Source organism: Microbacterium sp. G2-16M, assembly GCF_055809115.1.
Window position 1 is genome coordinate 711,251 of sequence record NZ_CM147897.1, and the last position, 20,644, is coordinate 731,894.

At 73.3% G+C, this 20,644-nt stretch carries 14 protein-coding genes; 7 read left to right on the forward strand and 7 right to left on the reverse strand.

From position 1 onward, the window contains the following. Positions 1–33: 33 nt before the first annotated feature. On the reverse strand, positions 34–1,158 hold the full coding sequence (locus AC0L6F_RS03530) for a YlbL family protein (protein ID WP_473539180.1): 1,125 nt from the start codon (positions 1,156–1,158) through the stop codon (positions 34–36). Between the two features lie 126 nt (positions 1,159–1,284). Here AC0L6F_RS03530 and AC0L6F_RS03535 point away from each other — a divergent pair, with 126 nt between their 5' ends. Then, positions 1,285–2,709, forward strand: coding sequence for a zinc-dependent metalloprotease (locus AC0L6F_RS03535; RefSeq protein WP_473539181.1), 1,425 nt, complete (start codon positions 1,285–1,287; stop codon positions 2,707–2,709). A gap of 771 nt (positions 2,710–3,480) precedes the next feature. On the opposite strand, the gene AC0L6F_RS03540 is transcribed toward AC0L6F_RS03535, so the two are convergent. Further along, a complete protein-coding gene (locus AC0L6F_RS03540; RefSeq protein ID WP_473539182.1) occupies positions 3,481–5,271 on the reverse strand; it encodes an ATP-dependent helicase in 1,791 nt (596 codons plus the stop codon). Further along, the gene (gene nudC, locus AC0L6F_RS03545) at positions 5,268–6,185 is read right to left on the reverse strand and encodes an NAD(+) diphosphatase (RefSeq protein ID WP_473539183.1); all 918 of its coding nucleotides are present in this window, start codon (positions 6,183–6,185) and stop codon (positions 5,268–5,270) included. Before nudC ends, AC0L6F_RS03540 begins: the two co-directional genes overlap by 4 nt. Positions 6,186–6,280: 95 nt before the next feature. Here nudC and AC0L6F_RS03550 point away from each other — a divergent pair, with 95 nt between their 5' ends. Next, the gene (locus tag AC0L6F_RS03550) at positions 6,281–7,474 is read left to right on the forward strand and encodes a phosphotransferase (RefSeq protein WP_473539184.1); all 1,194 of its coding nucleotides are present in this window, start codon (positions 6,281–6,283) and stop codon (positions 7,472–7,474) included. A gap of 13 nt (positions 7,475–7,487) precedes the next feature. On the opposite strand, the gene AC0L6F_RS03555 is transcribed toward AC0L6F_RS03550, so the two are convergent. Then, a complete protein-coding gene (locus AC0L6F_RS03555; RefSeq protein ID WP_473539185.1) occupies positions 7,488–10,769 on the reverse strand; it encodes a UvrD-helicase domain-containing protein in 3,282 nt (1,093 codons plus the stop codon). Next, positions 10,766–13,930: a PD-(D/E)XK nuclease family protein gene (locus AC0L6F_RS03560; protein ID WP_473539186.1), complete on the reverse strand. Its 3,165-nt coding sequence runs from the start codon at positions 13,928–13,930 to the stop codon at positions 10,766–10,768. The genes AC0L6F_RS03555 and AC0L6F_RS03560 overlap by 4 nt, the downstream gene beginning before the upstream one ends. Positions 13,931–14,091: 161 nt before the next feature. Here AC0L6F_RS03560 and AC0L6F_RS03565 point away from each other — a divergent pair, with 161 nt between their 5' ends. Continuing rightward, positions 14,092–14,316: a DUF3107 domain-containing protein gene (locus tag AC0L6F_RS03565; protein WP_259612116.1), complete on the forward strand. Its 225-nt coding sequence runs from the start codon at positions 14,092–14,094 to the stop codon at positions 14,314–14,316. Continuing rightward, a complete protein-coding gene (locus AC0L6F_RS03570) occupies positions 14,316–14,606 on the forward strand; it encodes a hypothetical protein (protein WP_259612117.1) in 291 nt (96 codons plus the stop codon). Before AC0L6F_RS03565 ends, AC0L6F_RS03570 begins: the two co-directional genes overlap by 1 nt. 30 nt (positions 14,607–14,636) lie before the next feature. On the opposite strand, the gene AC0L6F_RS03575 is transcribed toward AC0L6F_RS03570, so the two are convergent. Beyond that, the gene (locus tag AC0L6F_RS03575) at positions 14,637–15,353 is read right to left on the reverse strand and encodes a ferritin-like fold-containing protein (RefSeq protein WP_473539941.1); all 717 of its coding nucleotides are present in this window, start codon (positions 15,351–15,353) and stop codon (positions 14,637–14,639) included. Positions 15,354–15,538: 185 nt separating this feature from the next. On the opposite strand from AC0L6F_RS03575, the gene AC0L6F_RS03580 reads away from it, so the two are divergent. Continuing rightward, on the forward strand, positions 15,539–17,050 hold the full coding sequence (locus AC0L6F_RS03580; protein ID WP_473539187.1) for a DEAD/DEAH box helicase: 1,512 nt from the start codon (positions 15,539–15,541) through the stop codon (positions 17,048–17,050). A 16-nt stretch (positions 17,051–17,066) separates the two neighbouring features. Here the strand turns inward: AC0L6F_RS03580 and AC0L6F_RS03585 are convergent, their stop codons facing one another. Beyond that, the gene (locus AC0L6F_RS03585; protein ID WP_274638098.1) at positions 17,067–17,927 is read right to left on the reverse strand and encodes a PHP domain-containing protein; all 861 of its coding nucleotides are present in this window, start codon (positions 17,925–17,927) and stop codon (positions 17,067–17,069) included. A 61-nt stretch (positions 17,928–17,988) separates the two neighbouring features. On the opposite strand from AC0L6F_RS03585, the gene AC0L6F_RS03590 reads away from it, so the two are divergent. Together AC0L6F_RS03590 and AC0L6F_RS03595 are read left to right on the forward strand one after the other, a co-directional pair. Beyond that, positions 17,989–19,008, forward strand: coding sequence for an endonuclease/exonuclease/phosphatase family protein (locus tag AC0L6F_RS03590; RefSeq protein WP_274638097.1), 1,020 nt, complete (start codon positions 17,989–17,991; stop codon positions 19,006–19,008). A gap of 223 nt (positions 19,009–19,231) precedes the next feature. Further along, positions 19,232–20,641 (forward strand): aminopeptidase P family protein, encoded by a 1,410-nt coding sequence (locus tag AC0L6F_RS03595; protein WP_473539188.1) that lies wholly within the window; start codon positions 19,232–19,234, stop codon positions 20,639–20,641. Positions 20,642–20,644: the final 3 nt, after the last annotated feature.

Sequence of the window (20,644 nt, forward strand, 5' to 3'; positions counted from 1 at the left end):
CCCGGACAGCCGCATCCCGGGACCCGAACGCCGTCACTTCGCGGCGCAGGTGGGCAGCGCGCCGAGATCTCCGCCGTGATCGAGCGCGTCCAGGACGGCGAGAGAGTCCTCCAGCGTCTTCACGGAGAACACGCGCAGCCCCGACGGGACGTGACCGGCGACCTCGTCGCAGTTGGACGCGGGCGCCAGGAAGTACCGCGCCCCGGCATCCTTGGCCCCGTAGAGCTTCTGCCGGATGCCGCCGATGGGACCCACGTCGCCGTCCGCGTCGATCGTGCCCGTGCCGGCGACATCCTTCCCGCCGTTCAGATACCCCGGCGTGAGGGTGTCGATGATGCCCAGCGAGAACATCATCCCGGCCGACGGACCGCCCACGTTGTTCAGCTGGATGGTGACATCGATCGGGAAGTCGAAGTCGGTGACCAGGGTCACGCCGATGATCCACGAGGTCTTCCCGTCGGTGGTCTGCTGGGTCGGCGTGACCGACACCTGCTCGCGCCGCCCGTCCCGTTCGATCGACAGCAGGACCGCCCTGCCGGCAGCCTTGTCGATCACCGCGCGCAGCGTGTCCACGTCGGTGACCGCGGTACCGTCCGCCGCCGTGATGACGTCCCCCGTGCGCAGAGTGCCCTCGGCCGGAGCGCCGTCGATCACCGAGTAGACCGTGAGCTTGGGCGTCACCTTGTAGCCGAGATGGGTGAGCGCGGCGGCCGTGGCCTCCTTCTGCGAGTCCACCATCATCTCGGTCGACTGCTGCTCGCGCTCAGTCGAGGACTGACCGGCGGGGAACACCGCGTCCAGCGGGAGCACCGCCCGGGAGGGATCGAGCCACGCCGCCGCCAGCTCGATCCAGGAGGGCGTCCGCTCACGATTGCCGACCGTCTCCACCGTCAGCAGGTCGAGCGTCCCGCTGGTCGGATAGGTCTTCGCACCGTCCACGGCGATCAGCGGCACCTTCTCGCCGTTCGCGGCGGCCGAGGTGCCGAGCGTGTTGAACACCGGGCCGGGCCGCTGGATGACGTATGCGGTCGGCAGGAACGTCAGCACCAGCAGCACGACCAGGGCCACGGTCAGGGACCAGATGCCGATCGCGGCGCCGCGGGGCCGCGTGCGGCGGGGCCGGGGGGTGATCGTCACGTCCTCGTCGAACAGCGCCACAGATGACCTTCCGAGTCCCGTCGTTCGCGACCGGCGTACGAGTGACGTCCATTCGGCCGGGGATCGCTGTGATCCGTGCGACTAGCGTAGAACCACACCCGGACTCCCTGCTGAAAGGCGGCTGAAGTGGCAGATGACGACCGCAGCCCGGAAGACGACTTCCAGGAGCTGCTGCGGCAGCTGTTCGGCGGCGCCGGCGACGGACCGGACCCCGAGCAGCTCGAGCAGATGCGCGCCCTCGGCATCGACCCGGCGATGATGCAGAACATGATGCGCCAGCTGCAGAGTGCGTTCAGCAGCGGCACCGACGACGGCGCGATCTCGTGGGAGCCGGCCCGGCGCCAGGCCCTGCACATCGCCAATCAGAGCGATCTGGGCGTGACCACGGGTCAGCGCGGCGAGTTCGACCAGGCGTTCGCCCTGGCCACCCTGTGGCTCGGCGAGGCCACCGCCATCTCGGATCTCGCGGTGCCACCGCGGGCGATCACGCGCGGCGGATGGGTGGAGGCGACCCTCCCGGTCTGGGAGGAGCTGGCCGAACCGGTCGCCACGAGCATCGCGGACGCGCTCACCGGCGCGCTGCGCACGCAGGCGCCGGAGGAGATGCAGCAGCTGATCCAGGGCGCCGGGCGCGTGATGCGCACGATCGGCGGCGGCCTGTTCGCCACGCAGCTGGGGCAGGTGCTCGGGCAGCTCTCGCTGCAGGTGGTCTCGGGCGGGGATGTCGGCATCCCGGTCATGCCCGCCGGTGAAGCGGTGATCCTGCCGCAGAACTTCGCCGACTTCGGCCGAGATCTGGAAGTGCCGGAGGATCAGCTGGCGCTGTACCTGGCCACGCGCGAGCTGGCGCACGCGCGACTGTTCCGGCACGCGAAGTGGCTGCGGCTGCAGGCGATCGCCCAGGTGGGCGAGTTCGCGCGGGGCGTGCACGTGGACACCGACGCCCTGGAGGACCTCGCCTCGCGCTTCGATCCGTCCAACCCGGAGGAGCTGCGCGACGCCCTGCAGAGCGGTGCGCTGCTGCCGGCGCGCACCGACGCCCAGACGGCGGCGCTGCTGCGGCTGGAGAACCTGCTGGCCCTGGTCGAGGGCTGGGTGGACGTGGTGACCGCGGATGCCACCGGGCGCCTCCCCTCGGCGGCCCGGATCGCGGAGGCGGTCCGCCGCCGCCGGGCGGTGGGCGGACCGGCCGAGAAAGCGCTGGGATCCCTCGTGGGCCTCGAGCTGCGTCCGCGCCGCATGCGCGAGGCGGCGGCGATGTGGCGGGCGGTCACGGACGCGGTCGGCGTGGCGGCCCGGGACGCCCTGTGGGACTACCCGGACCTCATGCCCGAGGCATCCGACATCGACGACCCGTCGACCCTCATCTCGCGCCTGCAGGCGCGAGCCCGCGGCGAGGCGCCGCCGCGGGACGAGATGGACGACGCGCTGGACGCCCTGCTGCGCGGCGAGACGCCCCAGGCAGAAGGCGACGAGCCGACCGGCGACGACCGGTCAGGTGGCGGCGACGATGACGAGGGAGACGCCCCGGAGGACCCCCGGCCGGTCTGAACCTCACTCCGGCCCGACCCGTTCCATCGTTTCCTCCCCAGGCACGCGGAAGACGCCGATCCGCGCGGGCTCCTGTGGAAAGTCGCGACACGCCGCGATGCTGGGCGCACAATCGGGTCATGCTCGTCCTGGATCCCGCGAAGCCCCCGCTCTGGCGCACGTGTGACACGCTCCAGTTCGGGACGAATGCCGCGGCCGTCCTGAACGAGCCGGCGGCGTGGGAGCAGCGGATGGTCGCCGAACTCGCCCGTGGCATCCCCGAGGGCGCGCTGGAGCCGGTGGCCGTCGCCCTCGGCGGCACGCCCGCCGGGGCGCGGATGCTGCTGCGGCGCCTGGACGGTGCCCTGCTGCACACCCTGCCTCCCCCGACGATCACGGCGGCGGTGCAGGCGGCCGCGGGGGTGCCGGCGGCGACGGCCGGCGAGGTGGCCCGGGCGCTGGCTGCGGCCGGCGTTCAGATGACCGGGGCGGGACCGGCCACGACCGGCAGCGTCGTCGTCCTGGTCGGCGCGCACGTCACCGACCCGTGGGCGGCTGCCGCGCTCCTGCGCGATGACGTCCCGCATCTGCCGGTGGTGTTCGACGGCCGCACGGTCACGGTCGGTCCGCTCGTGCGGCCGGGCCGCACCGGGTGCCTCATGTGCGTGGAGGCCGAGCGTGCCGAGCGCGACCCGGCGTGGCCCGCACTGGCGTCGCAGCTGCTGGCGGCGCCGCTGCCGGACGTCGGGGCGGCGCTCGCGCTGGAGGCCGGACTGGTGGCGGCGCGTCTGCTCAGCGAGTCCGGCGAACCGGGGAACTCCCGGTCTTCGATGTCGGGGCATTCCGTGACCCTGTGCGCCGACTCGCCGCGCCGGTCGTGGCACGTGCATCGACCGCATGCAGGGTGCGGCTGCCGATCTCCTGCAGGAACCGCGACGGGACGCGCTCTGCACGACCCGATCCGCCCCGCGACCACGACACGGACAGCGTTCGCGCGGCCCGCGTGATCCCCACATAGGCCAGCCGGCGCTCCTCGTCCACCTGCTCGAAGGTGGTGGCGTACGAGATCGGCAGCAGCCCCTCCGCCACGCCGAGCAGGTGCACGTGGTCCCACTCCAGCCCCTTGGCGGCGTGCAGGGTCGCCAGGGTCACGGTGCGCATGGCCGGCTCGTGCTGGTCCTTGGCCCGTCCCATCAGCTCGTCGGTGAACGCACGCAGGGTCGTGCCGTCGGCGGCCTCCTCGGCCAGGCGGAGCAGCGCTCGGCGCGCCTCCCATCCGTCGCGCACCGCGCCCCCGGCCGGGGGCGGATCCTCGCTCATGCCCAGCGAGCGCAGCACATCGCGGACGGCGTCGACCAGTCCCCCGTCCACCGGGGCGACCGAGGCGCCCCGCAGCGCGAGGACGGCCTGGCGGACCTCCGGCATGTCGAAGAAGCGCCGTCCGCCCATCACCGTCGCCGCGATCTGCTCATCGGCGAGTGCGCCGAGCAGCTCGGCCGACTGCGCGTGCGCCCGATACAGCACCGCGATCGTCCGCGGATCGATGCCCGACCGCACCTGCGCGGCGATCGCGGCGGCGACCCCGCGCGCCTCGGTCGCGTCATCCGGATACCCGGTCACCGTGGGGACCACCCCGGGCTCCGCGTCGCCGGGGGACGCCGGCGGGTGCAGCGTCAGCGCTCCGGGACGACCGCGCATCAGCTCGTTCGCCACGGCGAGGATGCCGGGGGCCGACCGGTAGCTGGTCTGCAGGCGGATCACGCGCGCATCCGGATGCCGCTTCTCGAAGTCGATCAGATACGAGGCGTCGGCGCCGGCGAAGGAGTAGATCGTCTGGCTCGCGTCGCCGACCACGCACAGGTCGCGGCGGTCCCCCAGCCACAGCTCGAGCAGGCGATGCTGCAGCGGCGAGACGTCCTGGAACTCGTCCACGGTGAAATGCCGGTACTGCTCGCGCACCGCCACCGCCACGCGCGGCTCGGCCTCCAGCATCCCCGCGCACGCCAGCAGGACGTCTTCGAAGTCCAGCTGTCGTCGCTCGTCCTTGAGCTTCTCGTAGGCGCGCTGCAGGTCCAGCGTGCGCTCCAGGCCGAGACGGGCCGCACCCTGCGGGCGGGCCGCCGCATAGCCCTCGATGGACAGCATGCCGACCTTGCGCCATTCGATCTCGGACGCGAGATCGCGCAGGGTGGCGGTGTCGGGCCGCATCCCCAGCCCATCGGCGGCGTGGGCGAGGAGGCGAACCTTGTTGTCGACGATGGCCGGGGCCGTGTCGCCGGCCACCGTCGGCCAGAAGAAGTTCAGCTGCGCGAGCGCGGCCGCGTGGAACGTCCGGGCGGACACGCCCACCACCCCCAGCGCCCGGAGTCGCCCCCGCATCTCCCCCGCGGCCTTCGCGGTGAACGTCACCGCCATGACCCGGCTCGGAGAGTAGGCGCCGGTGTCGACGCCGTGGGCGATGCGGTGGGTGATCGCGCGGGTCTTGCCCGTGCCGGCGCCCGCCAGGACGCAGACCGGGCCGCGCAAGGCGGTCGCCGCCTCACGCTGCTGATCGTCCAGACCCTCCAGCGTCCTGTCGCTCACGAACGCTCCGCGTGCCAATCCGAGATGAGCGCGTGGGCGATCGATGAGGGGCCGGGAAGGAGGATGCCGCTGCCGCCCTGCCCTCGTTCCAGAGCCTCGCCGATCTCGGCACGGGTGAACCAGCGCACCGCGGCGATCTCGTCGCCGTCGGCGCGTGCCGCCGCGTCGTCCTGCACCCGCGCGTGGAAGCCGAGCATGAGCGAGCGCGGGTAGGGCCAGGCCTGCGAACCGCCGTAGCGGACCTCGCGCAGCCGGACCCCGGCCTCTTCGCGCAGCTCACGTGCGACAGCGCCCTCGGCGGACTCGCCGGCTTCGACGAACCCGGCGAAGCAGGAGAACCGATTCGCGTCCCACAGCGCGTTGGACCCGAGCAGCAGTCGGCCGCCGTCCTCGCTGCCGACGGCGACGATGACCGCCGGATCGGTGCGCGGGAAGTGCTCGCGACCGCAGTCCGGGCAGGTGCGCGCCCAGCCGCCGGTGCTCACCGCGGTACGGGCGCCGCAGTTCGGGCAGAAGGGAGAATCTCGCAGCCATCGCCCCAGGCTCACCGCCGTCACCAGCGCCGCCGCATCGGCGGCATCCAATCTCCCGCCGATCACCCGCAGCGGCGCCCACGCTCCGTCGTCGGGATCGGGCGCGTCCGCCGCCCGCGCCGCCAGCAGCAGCGGCACGCCGGCCGCGGTGCGACCGAGGAACGCCCAGAGCGCGTCCTCCGGGACATCCTGCACCCGTCGGTACCGCAGTCGCGTGCCGTCCTCGGCGAGGACCGCGCGATCCCCGCGGATCACGAGCACCCGCGCAGAGGGATCGCCGCGCAGCCGGTCCAGCAGCCCGGGATCCGTCCGCTCCTCGGCGCTGCGGTCGAATCCGGGTCGGGCCAGGGCGGGGATCCGCCGGGCCGGCACTGCCGTCATCGATACCTCCGTACAGGGCGTGGCGACCTGCCCTCCGACCGGGCCGGACCTACCCTGGGGGCATGGCACGCTCCCCTCTCACTCTAGCGGCGACGGTGACGGCGGCTCTGCCGTCGGCGTCGGTCGTGGGGGTGGCTCCCCTCACCGAGCACGATGCCGGCCGCTTCGACTCCGCCGTCGCCGACCTCGCCGACGGACGGCGCGTGGTGGTGCGCATCGCCGCCGACGACGACGCCGCCCAGGAGCTGACCGCGCAGGCGCGGGCACTGGCCGCGCTGACCTCCGGGGTCCGCTCGCTGCTGCCGTTCCGCGCGCCCGAACTGCTCGGTCAGACCGTCGTGGACTCCCGCCCGGCGGTGGTCACCGACCACCTGGCCGGCTACCGGGTGGATGCCGCGCATGTGCCCGCCGGCCGTGGGGCCGCCGTCTCGCTCGGAGCGGCGATCGCAGCCATCCACGCCCTGCCCGAGTCGGTGGCGCGCACCGCCGGCCTGCCCGCCCTGTCGCCGGAGCAGGCCCGCGGCGAGGTGTCGCGCCTGCTGGACCGGGTCACCACCAGCCACCACGGCATCCCCGTCTCGCTGCTGTCCCGATGGAGCCGGGCCCTCGCAGAGGACCGCCTGTGGCGGTTCGAATCGACCCTGTCGCTCGGCGGCGTCTCGGCCGACGCGTTCCTGATCGAGGACCGCGACGGGGTGCCGACAGTGACCGGTCTGCTCCCGTGGCACGGACTGCGCGAGGGCGACCCCGCCGCGGATCTGCGCTGGCTGTCCTCGGCCCCGGACGCAGCCGGCGACATCTACGCCGCGTATCTGGCCGCCAGCGCGCGCACCCCGGACGAGTCGCTGCGGATCCGCGCACGGCTGTATGCCGAACTCGAGTTCGCGTCCTGGCTGCTGCACGGTCACGACGAGGGACGCGAGGACGTCATCGCCGACGCGGTGGCGCTGCTGGCGTCCCTGGCCGACACCGTCCTGGACGACGACCTGCTCGCCGAGGATGGGATGGACGTGGACGACGCCATCGCCCTGCTGGGGCGGATGCCGGATGCCGCGGCCCCGTCGGTGGACACCTCGCTGCACACCGACGCGTTCGACGCGGACGACTCGTCCTTCTTCACCGACACCGACCTGCGCGGCTCGGCCGCGCCGGAACCGGCCGTCGACCCGGACCGGACCGCCCCGCTGGACGTCTCGGACTGGGTCGGCCCGGCCGGCGACGCCGATGCGGTCGGCGAGGCGGATCGCGCATCCGAGGCCGCGCTGCGGCGGTGGGCGGCTTCGGAATAGCACTTCGGCCGGCTCAGCCGCGCAGCACCAGCCCGTGTGCGACGTAGTAGAGCGTCACGTCGATCGAGTCCAGCGGCACACCATGCCGTTCGTGGTACGCGCGACGGTACAGCTCGAGCTGCAGCATCCGTGATTCGCGGGCGGCCCGATCGCGCGGCGGTGCCCCGGTCTTCCAGTCCACGATCTCGATCCGATCCCCGCGGCGGTAGACCGCGTCCAGCTTGCAGATCGCCAGGTGCTCCTGCTCGTCGAGCCCGGTGAAGCGGAAGTCGATCTCGGTCTCCACCTCGATCGGCTGCAACGCCGCCCACTCCGACTGCTCGAACGCGGCCTGCAGCGTCCGCAGGTCGCTCAAGTCGGCGGGACTGAGCGCGGCGTCGTCGTCGCCGCCCTCCCACAGCGCGTCATCCAGCGAGCCCGAGGCCCCGACGAGGCCGGAGCGACGCTCGACCCACGCGTGGAACAGCGTGCCCAGCCGGGTCTGCCGGAACGGGCGCTCCGGCAGCGGACGCGCCAGCGCGGACACCGTCCCCGCGTAGTCGGCGACGAAGTCCTTGTACCGGGAGGCGGGGATGCGCACCGGCGCGCTGCGGCCCGCGCCGTGCGGCGCGGCCTGCTCGGCCAGCAGCAGCGCGAGCTCGTCCTCCGGCTCCGGCCGGGGCGCCGACAGCGCCGCACGGACCTGGTCGGCCGCGGCCCGCACGCGCTCACGACGTGCGCCCAGCGGATCGATCGGCCACTGCAGCAGCCGCCGTTCCCCCAGATACGGGTTCTCCTCCGGCATCGCGGCCGGCAGCGCGATCTGCATGGCCTCGGCGATCTCGATCAGGAACGGACTGGAGGGCCGCGGCTTGGTCGTCCCCGCCCAGGGCGCCCCGGTCAGCAGCAGATGCTCGCGCGCCCGGGTCACCGCGACATAGGCGAGGCGCCGGTCCTCGTCGATCTGACGCCGGCGGTTCGCGGCGACGAACGCCTCCAGCGCCGCCTTCAGCTCCTGCTGCGTCCCGGCGCTGCGCCAGCCGAATTCCGGGAGCCAGGACGCGTCGCCGCGGAACGCGTACGGGAGGACGCCGAATCCGAGCCAGGCCTTCGTGTCCTTGGCCCCGGTGGGCAGTTCGCCGTCGACCATCCGCACAACCGCCACGGCATCCCATTCCAGTCCCTTCGAGCCGTGGATGGTCAGCAGCTGGACGACATCGTCCTCGGGCGGCTCGGTGCGGGGCGCGAACTCGTCGAGCTCCTCGGCGTGGTCCAGCCACGCCAGCAGACTCGGCAGTGACCCGGTCTCGTCCGCGGACAGGAACGCGTGCACCTCGTCGACGAACGCGCGCAGCTGGGCGGATGCGATGCGCGCGGGCCCGCGGGCCTCGTTGGCGGCCAGTTCGACGTCCAGACGCAGCTCGAGCTCGATCAGCCGGATCAGCTCGGCGATCGGCAGCGCCGCCGACCGGCGGAGGCCTTCGAACACGGCGGCGGCGTCCCGCAGGCGTGCGCGGGCCGCGACGGTGAACCCCGCGAGCCACCCGTGGTCGTCCCGTGCGCGCATCAGGAAGTCGAGGGCGTCGATCACCGATCCCTGCTCGTCGCCGGCGGACGCCCGCGCGCGGGCGGCGATCTCGGGTTCCAGCGGCTGCAGTGCGGCGTCGTGCTGCGCGAGGCGCTGCGCGAGCTGGGCCAGCGCGCGCAGATCGCTGAGCCCGATACGCCAGCGCGGACCGGACAGCAGCCGGATCAGCGCGGAGCCCGCGCGCGGGTCGGAGATCACCCGCAGCGCGCTGACCACGTCGACCACCTCGGGGGTGGACAGCAGGCCGCCCAGGCCCAGGATCCGGTGCGGGATCCCGCGGGCGCCCAGCGCATCGCCGAAGCGGACCATGTGCTTCTTGCTGCGGAACAGCACAGCTCCGGTGGTGGTCAGCCCGCGCCGGCTTCGTTCTGCCCGCACCTGCTGGAACCAGCCCGCGACCCGGTCGGCCTCGGCATCCAGGTCGTCCTCCACCGCGATCCGCACCTCGCCGTCCGGCGCGCCCGGCCGGGGACGCAGCTCCCCCACCGGGACGGAGGATGCCGCGGCCAGCGGCTTCAGGACGGCACCGGCCGCCCGCAGCACCCCGGCGCTGTTGCGCCAGCTGGTCATCAGCGCGTACGTCCCGCATCCGCCCGCAGGCGCGAACGCGGCCGCGAACCCCCCCAGGTTGCCGGCGCTCGCCCCCCGCCAGCCGTAGATCGCCTGGTGCGGATCGCCGACCGCCATCACCGCGCGGCCGGCGAACAGGGTGGCCAGCAGCTCGGTCTGCACGACCGACGTGTCCTGGTACTCGTCCAGCAGCACCACCCGGAAGCGGTCGCGGATCTCGGCGGTCACGGTGGGATGGCCGTGCACCACCTCGCGCGCGCCGGCGACCTGATCGGAGAAGTCGAGCACGCCCAGCCGCCGCTTCTGCCGGTTGTACTCCCGCGCCAGGTCGACCAGCACTTCCAGCCCGTCGATGTTGGCGGCGGCGGTCGCCACGTCCGCATAGACGGTGGTGCGCCGGTCGGTCGACGGCAGATCGCGGACCGTGCGGAACCGGGCGGGGAAGGCCGCCAGATCGTCCAGGTCGACGAGGTTGTCGACGCCGTCCCGCGCGATCCGCAGGGCCGCGTCGATGATCCCGCGCGGAGAGCGCTCGATCCCCTCCAGCCGCTCGTCGTCGCTGCCGAGCACCACGCGGCGCATCAGCAGCCAGGCCGCCGACTCGCTCAGCAGCGCGGCCTCGGGGTCGCGTCCGATCCGCACGGCGTGCTCGCGCACGATCCCGTCGGCGAAGCTGTTGTAGGTGGCCACGGTCGGGCGGTGCAGCAGCGTCTCGGCGTCCTGGGCGATCGGGACGGCCTCGACCTCGGTGGCCAGTGCCTCCAGGATGTCGTGACGCGCACGGTCGCCGTCGGCGCCGGCCAGCGGCTCGAGCCGGCCTCGCGCGTGCAGCGCCGGCAGATGCGACAGCAGTCCGCGCCGCTCGAACTCCGCCAGGCGCGCCAGCCGGCGCTGGATGCGCTCGGCCAGCTCGCCGGCCGCCTTGCGCGTGAAGGTCAGGCCGAGGACCTCGTCGCGGCGCGCCAGCCCGTTGGCCACGAGCCAGACCACGCGTGCGGCCATCGTCTCGGTCTTGCCGCTGCCGGCGCCGGCGACCACCAGGGCCGGCTCCAGGGGCGAGGAGATCACGGCCGACTGCTCGGCGGTGGGCGGGAACTGGCCCAGCGCGGCCGCGATCACCGCGGGCGTGAGCTCCGGTGTCGTGCGCTCGTCGCTCATGACGCGCTCACCGCCCCGATCGTGTGGATGCGGCACAGGCCGTAGGAGTGCTCGTCGCGGCAGTGCTCCTCGAACGGAGCGGTGAACCGGGCGGACCGCATGACCTCGACGGCCGACCGGATGCGCGCCAGGAACGCGGTGCGGGCCTCATCGGTGAACGGCGGCTGCCACGGCTCGGCGAACTCCTTGCCCTTGGCGGTCGGCCGCAGGACGAGGAGCTTCGCCCCGCCCGCCGTACCCTGGACCCCGTCGATCGCACCCGTCTCGAACGCGAGCTGGTACGCGGCCAGCTGCGGGTTCTCCGCCACCTTGGCATCGGACTGCGGCTCGCGCTTGCCGGTCTTCAGGTCCACGATCACCACCCGGCCGTCGGCGGTCAGCTCCACCCGGTCGATGTAGCCGCTGAGCACCGCTGTGTGCTCGGCGGCATCCTCGATCGGCACCGGGATCTCGAAGTGCGGCTCGGCCTCGACCAGCCGCCCCCCGGCGGCGTCGAAGCGACGCAGGTACACGTGCAGGCGGCGCACCATGTCGCGCGCCTGGCGCCGGGTCGCGTCCTCGATCCAGCCGGCCTCGAACTCGAGCTCGCCCCAACGGCCGACCACCTGCTGCCAGAGCGCCTCCTCGTCGACGCCGTCGGCGTGCTCGAGGGCGGCATGGATGATGGTGCCCAGCCCCGCCGTCGTGCTGCCCGGATCGCCGCCGAGGTCGCCGATCACCCAGTTCAGCTGACACGTCTCCAGCGCCTCCAGACGGGACGGCGAGACGCGCACGTCCTCGCGGGCGAGATCGCGCAGGCCGGTCGTGGAGGTGGGCTCGGGCACGCCGTACCACTGGTCGGGGTGGGCGCCGGCGACTCCGGCATCGGCCAGGAGCGCGAGCTGGCCGGCGGCGTGGGCGCGGCCTGCCGCGGCGCGGCTCGGGTCGGTGAGCGTGCGACGGTGGCGGGCGACGGTCCCGCGCAGCGAGAGCGGGTGCTCGGCCAGCGCGCCCGGCGGCGTGGGCGTCGGAAGGAACTCGAAGAACACGCTGGGGCCGGTGTCGTCGTCGTCCACCGCGGTCGCGATCAGGCGGGATCGTGCCCGCGAGATCGCGCGCACGAACAGGCGCAGCTCGTCGTGCATCGCCGCGCGGCGACGATCCAGCGTCTCGGGGGCGCCGGCGTCGCCGGGCGCGCGCGCGATGGCGTCGGCCAGCCGCCAGGTGTCCAGCAGGCTTCCGCGCAGCCGGGTGTTCGGCCAGACGCCGTCCTGCACCCCCGCGATCACGACCGTGTCGAAATCGGTCCCGAGGGCCCCGGCCGGGGTGAGCACGGACACGGCCTCGGTCACCGCAGAGGCCTCGAGCCGGTCCTCGGCCACGTCGCTGTCCAGGATGCCGCGCACGAACACCAGCGGGTTGTCCGCCGCGGCGTCGGCCCGCTCCTGGAACCGCTTCGCCGCCTGGAACAGGGCGACCACCGCATCCAGATCCCGGTTCGCCTGCTCGGCGAGGGGTCCGGTGCCGTCCGCGGCGCGGGCCCAGACCCGCTCGAGACCCGACGCCTGCCACGCGATCCACAGCAGCTCGTGCGCCGTGTCGCCGCGTTCCAGGCCGGCGCGCACGTCGGCCAGGGTGCGCGCGAGCCGCGCGGCCCGCCGCGCCTCGCGAGTGTCGACGACGTCGAACTCGACCGGGAACCGGCAGGCCTCGCACAGCAGCTGGGCGGCCGCCCGGTCGCCGCCGCCGCGCAGCTCGGCGTGCCGCAGGGCGGTGCGCAGCCGACGCAGCTGCACCGGATCGAACCCGCCGATCACGCCCAGCAGCGTCTCGGCGACCAGCTCGGGGGTCCACTGGCCGGGATCGACGGCGGCCAGCTCGACCACCCGCAGCAGGTCCTGCACCGGACGCAGCGTGCCCAGAGCCTGCCCTGGGCCGGCGGAGCGTGCCGGCACCTCGCGCGCGGACAGCTCCGACTCCAGCGCGGCCACCTGCCGGGTGTCGTGGGCGATCACCGCGCACCGCTCCCAGCCGATCCCGTCGCGCACGTGCCGTTCCCGCAGCAGCCGCGCGATCACGTCGTACTCCTCGGCGGCCGAGCGCAGCAGCATCGTCTGCACCTCGTCTCCGACGGCGACGCCGCCGGGGGCCCGCCGGTGGGCGACCACCCCGCCGGCGCCGATGTGCGCGGTGACCGCACGGGCCAGATCGGTCATCGACGCGGTGCCGCGGTGCGGCGCGGCCAGCACGTGCACCTCCCGCAGCGACGCGCTCAGCCGCGCGAAGTTCTCCGGCGTCGCCCCGCGGAACGCGCCGGCCCCGACATCCGGATCGCCGAAGGCCAGCACCGCGATCCCCCGCGCCCGACAGGCCTCCAGCAGCTCGACGCCGCCCAGAGTGAGCTCCTGCGCGTCGTCGACCAGGATCACGCGGGCGCGGGTGAGCTCGGCCAGGACCGCATCTCCGGCGCTGCGCACCAGCCCGACCGCCTCGCGGACCAGGCCCGCGGCATCCCGGTGCGCGCCGCGCATGTCGGCCCGCACCTGCAGGTACTCGCAGAAGAAGGACGCCATCGCCGTCCACGACTCCCGCTCGAACCGCGCGCCGAGCCGTGCGAGTCGGTCGGGTTCGATCCCCAGCGTGATGCACTCGGCGAAGAAGGCGCGCACCTCGCTGCGGAACCCCCGGGTCGCGCGGATGTCGGCGGGCAGCCATGCGGGCCACCGCTGGGCGCCGGATGCCTCGTCCTCGGCGTCGCCGGCAAGCAGATCCTGGATCAGCTGGTCCTCGTCGCCGCCGGTCAGCAGGCGGGGCGGCTCGCCGCCGGCGTGCACCTCGGCCCCGCGCACCAGCCGGAACGCGAACGAGGTGATCGAGTGCGCGAGCGCGCCCGAGGTCGCCCCGCCGACGGCCAGTCCGAGCCGGTCGCGCAGGGCGGTCGCCGTGGTCCGGCTGGGTGTGAGGACGAGCACGTGGTCGGCGGTCAGCCCGGTGCCGTCCTGTGTGAGCGCGCGCACCCGGGCCACCAGGGTGGCGGTCTTGCCGGTGCCGGGCGCGCCGACCACGGTGCCGGATGCGTCGGCGGGCAGCGCGATCACCGCGCGCTGGGACTCATCGGGCGCGAACGGGCGGTGCGGCTCCGAAGCAGTGCGGGTCTCGGTGTCGGGGGTGCTGTCGGCCATCGTCTGGCTACGCTATCGCCCGGCGCCGACACGGTCGCGCGTCGGAAGCGCGTGGCGTCGTTCGCCCAGAGCGTGCGCCGGCGCCGGCTCGGGCCTGCGCGGCGTGTCGTAGAGTTGCCATACCCACCACCAGCCAGCAGGCCAGAGAAAGGCAGGGATCCGTGGAGATCCGCATCGGCATCGTGAACACCGGACGTGAGCTGAACTTCGAGACCGACGAGTCGGCCGACAGCGTGCGCTCGACGATCACCACCGCGCTGGAGTCCGGCGCCACCCACGTGAGCCTCGCGGACGGCAAGGGCAACACCTACATCGTGCCGACCGCGGGCCTGGCCTACGTCGAACTGGGCACCGAGGACGTGCGCCGGGTCGGGTTCGTGGCCTGATGCAGATCGTGCTCGCTCTGATCTACGGGGCGGCGATCGGGGCGCTGGCCCACTTCACCATGCCGGCGCGCGACATGCGCGGCTCGGCACTCGCGCCGATGCTCGGCGCCGTCGTCGGCGGCGCCGTCTGGACGATCCTGACCTGGGTCGGCCTGGGACTGGACAGCCCCTGGCTGTGGCTGGCGGCCCTCATCGTGCCGGCGGCGGTCGTCTACATCGCTGTGGCGGTACTCACCCGCCTGCGCCGCGCCCGCGACGAGCGCGAACGCGAGCGCCTCCGGCTCGCGTGACCCGCCGACGCATCACGCTCGGGTCGTCCCTCAGGCGGTGAGGTCGATCGCGCCCATCCGCCGGGCGTGCGCGGCCAGCAGCTCGGTGAACACCGGCTCGACCTGCTCCTGCTCGGTCTCGTCGAGCACGCCGGTGCGCAGCGCCGCCCGGGCGATGAGGATGGTGTCGCCGACCAGACGCCGTCCCCACATCGCCAGCAGGGAGCGCAGCTCGCCGTCCTCGGCGATCCCCTGCGCGAGCAGCTCGACGATCGCCTGGCGATCGTCGTCCGCCTGCAGGATCCGGGCGACGCGGGCGCCGGTCTCGCCATAGCTCTGCGACAGCGCGTCGTAGAAGTCGTCCAGCATCCCGGCGGTGATGTGCACCGACAGCATGGTCTCCTGCGGTCGGATGCCGTGGGTGGCACTGCGGAACGCGTCCAGCGGCTCGCGGAACGGCGCCATCAGCTCGGTCGGGTCCGCGTCCCGGTCCCGGATCAGCGCCACCAGCTCCTGATGCTTGGTCAGGGCCGCACCGGCCGCGCGCGACAGCGCCTCCTTGTGTCCGAGCTGCGGGGTCGCCGCGATCAGCTCGCTGAGCGTCTCGAAGTAGCCCAGCTGCAGGTATGCGGCCTGGCCGAGGAACGTGTCGACGTCGGGCGCGAGATCCTCGAACGCCACCCGGGTGGCGTCGCCGAGGTCGCCGCGCGAGCGCAGCCGCAGCGTGCGCACCGCCGGTCGCCGTCGCCGCTGGAACCACCCGAACACGAGATACAGCCTACGGCCCGGGGATGCGCGTCCGAGCGCGCCCGCGCGGCCGTGCACAGACCCCTCCGGTAGGATCGTGTTCATCCCGGCATCGGATCGGGATCCCGCGCCTGCAGCTGACGAGAGGGCGTGGACTTCTTCCGGCGGCCCCTCGGGCCGCCCTCACTCAGACAGGCATATACATCGTGACGACTTTCGCCGACCTCGGCGTGGATCAGGACATCATCGACGCGCTCGCCGCCCACGGCATCGCGGACTCCTTCCCGATCCAGGAGCAGACCATCCCGCTGAGCCTTCCGGGCCAGGACATCATCGGACAGGCCAAGACCGGCACCGGCAAGACGTTCGGCTTCGGCATCCCGGTCGTGCAGCGACTCGGACTGGACCCCGCGCCGGGCGTCCAGGCCCTGATCGTCGTCCCGACCCGCGAGCTCGCGGTGCAGGTCTACGAGGACATCGACATGCTGACCGCCAACCGCGCCACCAGCGTCGTGGCGATCTACGGCGGCAAGGCCTACGAGGGCCAGATCGAGCAGCTGCGGGCCGGCGCGCAGATCGTCGTGGGCACCCCCGGGCGGCTCATCGACCTCGCCGGGCAGCGCCTGCTCGACCTGTCCCACGCCCGCGAGGTGGTGCTGGACGAGGCCGACAAGATGCTCGATCTGGGCTTCCTGCCCGACATCGAGAAGATCTTCCAGAAGGTGCCCGAGGTGCGGCACACCCAGCTGTTCTCGGCGACGATGCCCGGCCCGATCGTCGCGCTGGCCCGCCGGTTCATGTCCAACCCGATCCACATCCGGGCCTCCGACCCGGACGAGGGCCTGGCCCAGGCCAACATCCGGCACATGGTCTATCGCGCGCACTCGCTGGACAAGGACGAGGTGATCGCCCGCATCCTGCAGGCGCGCGACCGCGGCAAGACGGTCGTCTTCACCCGCACCAAGCGCGCCGCCCAGAAGCTGGTGGACGAGCTCAGCGATCGCGGGTTCAACGCCGTCGCCGTGCACGGAGACATGAGCCAGGAGGCCCGCGAACGCTCGATGGCGGCGTTCAAGGCCGGCAAGCGCGACGTGCTGATCGCCACCGAGGTGGCCGCCCGCGGCATCGACGTGGACGATGTCACCCACGTGATCAACCACACCGTGCCGGACGACGAGAAGGCCTACCTGCACCGCGTGGGCCGGACCGGCCGCGCGGGCAAGACCGGCATCGCCGTCACGTTCGTGGACTGGGAGGACCTGCACAAGTGGGCCCTGATCAACCGCGCCCTCGACTTCGGCAAGCCCGAGCCGCTGGAGACCTACTCGTCCAGCCCGCACCTGTACGAGGAGCTGGACATCCCGGCCGGCACCAAGGGACGGATCACCACCGCACCGCGCACGTCGTCGGTCAAGACCCAGCGCGGCCCCCGCCCCGAGCGGGCAGCGGATGCCGCCACCGACGGCGAAGGCGGCACCCGGCGTCGCCGCCGCCGCCGCGAGGGCGGACCCGAGCGGGTCGGCGCGAGCTTCGAGCCCGACGGACGGCAGCCCGCTGCCTCCGCCGATGCGGCGCCCGCCGCGGGTGAGGGGGCCGCGGAAGGCGCCGGCACCCACGACGGCGGCGGCACCGAGCACCACGACGGCAAGCCGGCCGCGGCGCGCCGCCGTCGGCGCCGTCGTCGCTCCGGCGCGGCCACCCCGAACCCCGGCGCCTGAGCTCCCCGCCTCGTCGTCAGCCGAAGACGGGGGCGCTGCCGGTCCCGCGCGCGATGATCCGCTCGACCATGTCGTCGGCCGTGGTGTGCTCCCCCGGGACGTTGGGCTTGCCCGCCCCGTGGTAATCGCTGGAGCCGGTGATGATCAGGTCGTGCTCCTCGGCCAGCCGGCGCAGCATCCGCACGCCCGGCTCGAGGTTCTCACGATGGCCGAGCTCGAAGCCGGCGAGCCCCGCCTCCCGCATCCGGGTGAGCAGCTGGCGGGGCAGCACGCCGGCCCGACCGGCCGGATGCGCGATGATCGGCACGCCCCCGGCATCGGCGATCAGGCCGACGGCGGTCACCGGGTCGGGGGCGAAGAGGGCGACGTAGTATTCGCCGGCGGGGCTGAGGATGCCGGAGAACGCCTCCGTGCGGTCGCGGACATGGCCCCGCGCCACCAGCGCGTCGGCGATGTGCGGCCGGCCGACGGTCGCGTCGTCCGAGGTCTGGGCGAGGATGTCGTCCCAGTCCAGGTCGTAGTCGCGGGCGATGTTGTCGGCCATCGTGCGGGCCCGCTCCCGCCGGGATCGGCGCACCCGATCCAGCATCGCCCGCAGCCGGGCGTCGTCGGGATCGATCAGGTACGCCAGGATGTGCACGCTGCGCCAGGTGTGCTTGGCGGACATCTCCATCCCCGGGATGAACGTCATCCCCAGGGACGTCGCCGCCTGCGCGGCCTCCGCCCATCCGGCGGTCGTGTCGTGATCGGTCAGGGCCACCGTGCGCATGCCGTGCTGATGCGCGGCGCGCATCACCTCGGCCGGAGCCTGCGTGCCGTCGGAGCGGTCCGAATGCAGATGCAGATCACTCGGACCCTCGAAGACGTGCGGCGCCATCCCCCGAGAGTAGCGTGCCCCGTCCGCCGATCTCTCAGCCTGCTGGCATAGAGTCGCGTCCGTGCTTCGCCTCCTCGGAATCCTGCTGACCGTGCTGTGCGCGATCGGGGCGGCGATCCTCACCTGGCCGCAGTTCTTCCGCCTCGAGCGGGTGTTCCCGGTGGCGCAGGTCATCTCCTTCCGCGGGCTGATCACGCTCGGATTCGCCGCCCTGCTGCTGCTCATGCTTCTGCTGATGCTGGCCCGCCCGCTCCGCCCGCTCGCGGCATCCCTCGCCCTCATCGCCCTGGTCGCTGGCGGCGTCAACGCCGGCATCATCGTCTCGCGCGGCACGGGCAGCGACGCCCTCCCGGCCAAGGGCGAGGGCAGCGTCCGGGTGATGACCTGGAACACCGCCGGCTCGGCGACCTCGCCGGATGAGATCGCGCGCACCGCCGTCGCGATGGAGGCCGACGTGGTGACCCTGCCGGAGACGACGATCGAGACCGGCGAGAAGGTGGCAGTGGCGATGCGCACGCTCGGGCACCGGATGTGGGCGTACCACACGCAGTACGGCGCGCACGGCTGGGATGCGAGTTCGACGACCGTGCTGATCTCCCCCGATCTGGGCACCTATTCGGTGATCGAATCGTCATCCGACGGCAGCAGCAACACCTCCACGGTGCCGTCGGCGGTCGCGATGCCGGTGGACGGGTCCGGGCCGACGATCGTCGCCGCCCACGCCGTGGCGCCGCGGGAGCACTACATGGACAGCTGGAAGCACGATCTGCAGTGGATCGCCGACCAGTGCGCGTCCGCCGATGTCATCATCGCGGGCGATTTCAACGCGACGGTGGACCACATGGCGGGGCTCGGCACCGACGGCGGGACGCTCGGCCGCTGCCACGACAGCGAGGACGCGACCGGCAACGGCGGCGTGGGCACGTGGCCGACCTCGATGCCGGCGCTGGCCGGAGCCCCCATCGACCACGTGATGGCCACGGATGCCTGGACCGCCGCCGGATCGGTGGTGCTCACCTCGATGGACGGCAGCGGCAGCGACCACCGGCCTCTGGTGGTCCAGCTCGATCCCGCGCACTGACACTGCCCCTCCCCCTGCCCTTGCCCCCTGCCCGCCGTCGGCGCACGAAGCGGGTGCGATCGTGCCGTGCAGAACTCCGGAGATTCTGGGCGTGACCAACGGCACGTCCGCGGAATCTCGCGGGGTCGGTGCCGGGCAGGCCACGACCCTCCGGAGTTCTGCACGCGAGTCTCGCGCGACGACCCGCCGGGCGAGGCATCCGACGACGTGAGAAACTGGAGGCATGAGCACGACAGGTGAGACCTCCGCCGAGACCGCGGCGCGCCCCTCGAGCAGCGAGAACCGGCGCCAGCCCTTCCCCCGGGGATTCCTCGACACCATCTCGACCGGCTGGGCATCGCGCCCCGAGACGCTCCCGCCGCAGCGCGCGCAGGCGGCGTACGCCGCACGTCGGCGCGAGGCGCTGTCCGCGCAGTTCCCGGGCCGGCGCCTGGTGATCCCCGCCGGGGACCTCAAGCAGCGCAGCAACGACACCGACTACGTGTTCCGGGCGCACTCCGCGTTCGCACACCTCACCGGATGGGGTGCGGATGCCGAACCCGGCGCCGTGCTGGTGTTCGATCCGTCCGCCGACGGGCACGAGACCACCCTGTACTTCCGTGAGCGGGCCGACCGCACCACGACGGAGTTCTACGGCGACGCCTCGGTGGGCGAATTCTGGATCGGGCCGCGTCCCGCCCTGGCCGGCGTCGCCGCGGATCTGGGCGTCGCGACCGCCCACATCGATGCGTTCGCCACGCACGACGACGATCTGGTCGTCGACGACGATGCCGCGCTGACCCGCGCGGTCTCGGAGCTGCGCCTGGTCAAGGACGAGTACGAGCTCGCGCAGCTGCGACTGGCCGTGCAGGTCACCGCGCGCGGGTTCGACGACATCGTGCGCGAGCTGCCCGCGGTCCTGGCGCATCCGCGCGGCGAGCGCGTGGTGGAGGGCGTGTTCCACCTGCGCGCCCGCAGCGACGGCAACGGCGAGGGGTACGACACGATCGCCGCCTCCGGCCCGCACGCCTGCTACCTGCACTGGACCCGCAACGACGGCGCCGTCGCCGACGGGGACCTCATCCTGATCGACGCCGGCGCCGAGGTCGACAGCCTGTACACCGCCGACATCACCCGCACGATCCCGGTGTCCGGCACCTTCACCGACGTGCAGCGCACCGTGTACGAGACGGTGCGCGAGGCCGCCGACGCCGCGTTCGCCGCCGCCAAGCCGGGCGTGACCTTCCGCACCGTGCACGAGACCGCCCTGGCCGTGATCGCCCGGCGCACCGCCGAATGGGGCCTGCTGCCGGTCACGGCCGACGAGGCGCTGGATGCCGACACCGGCGGGCAGCACCGGCGGTACATGGTGCACGGCACCAGCCACCACCTCGGCCTGGACGTGCACGACTGTGCGCAGGCCCGTCGCGAGATGTACTACGACGGCATCCTCGAACCGGGCATGGTCTTCACCATCGAGCCGGGGCTGTACTTCCAGATCGACGATGAGACGGTGCCGGCCGAGTACCGCGGCATCGGCGTGCGGATCGAGGACGACGTGCTGGTCACCGCCGACGGAGTCGAGAACCTGTCGGCCGCCCTCCCCCGGACGGCCGACGAGATCGAGGCGTGGGTGGCGCAGGCGCGTCGCTGAGGA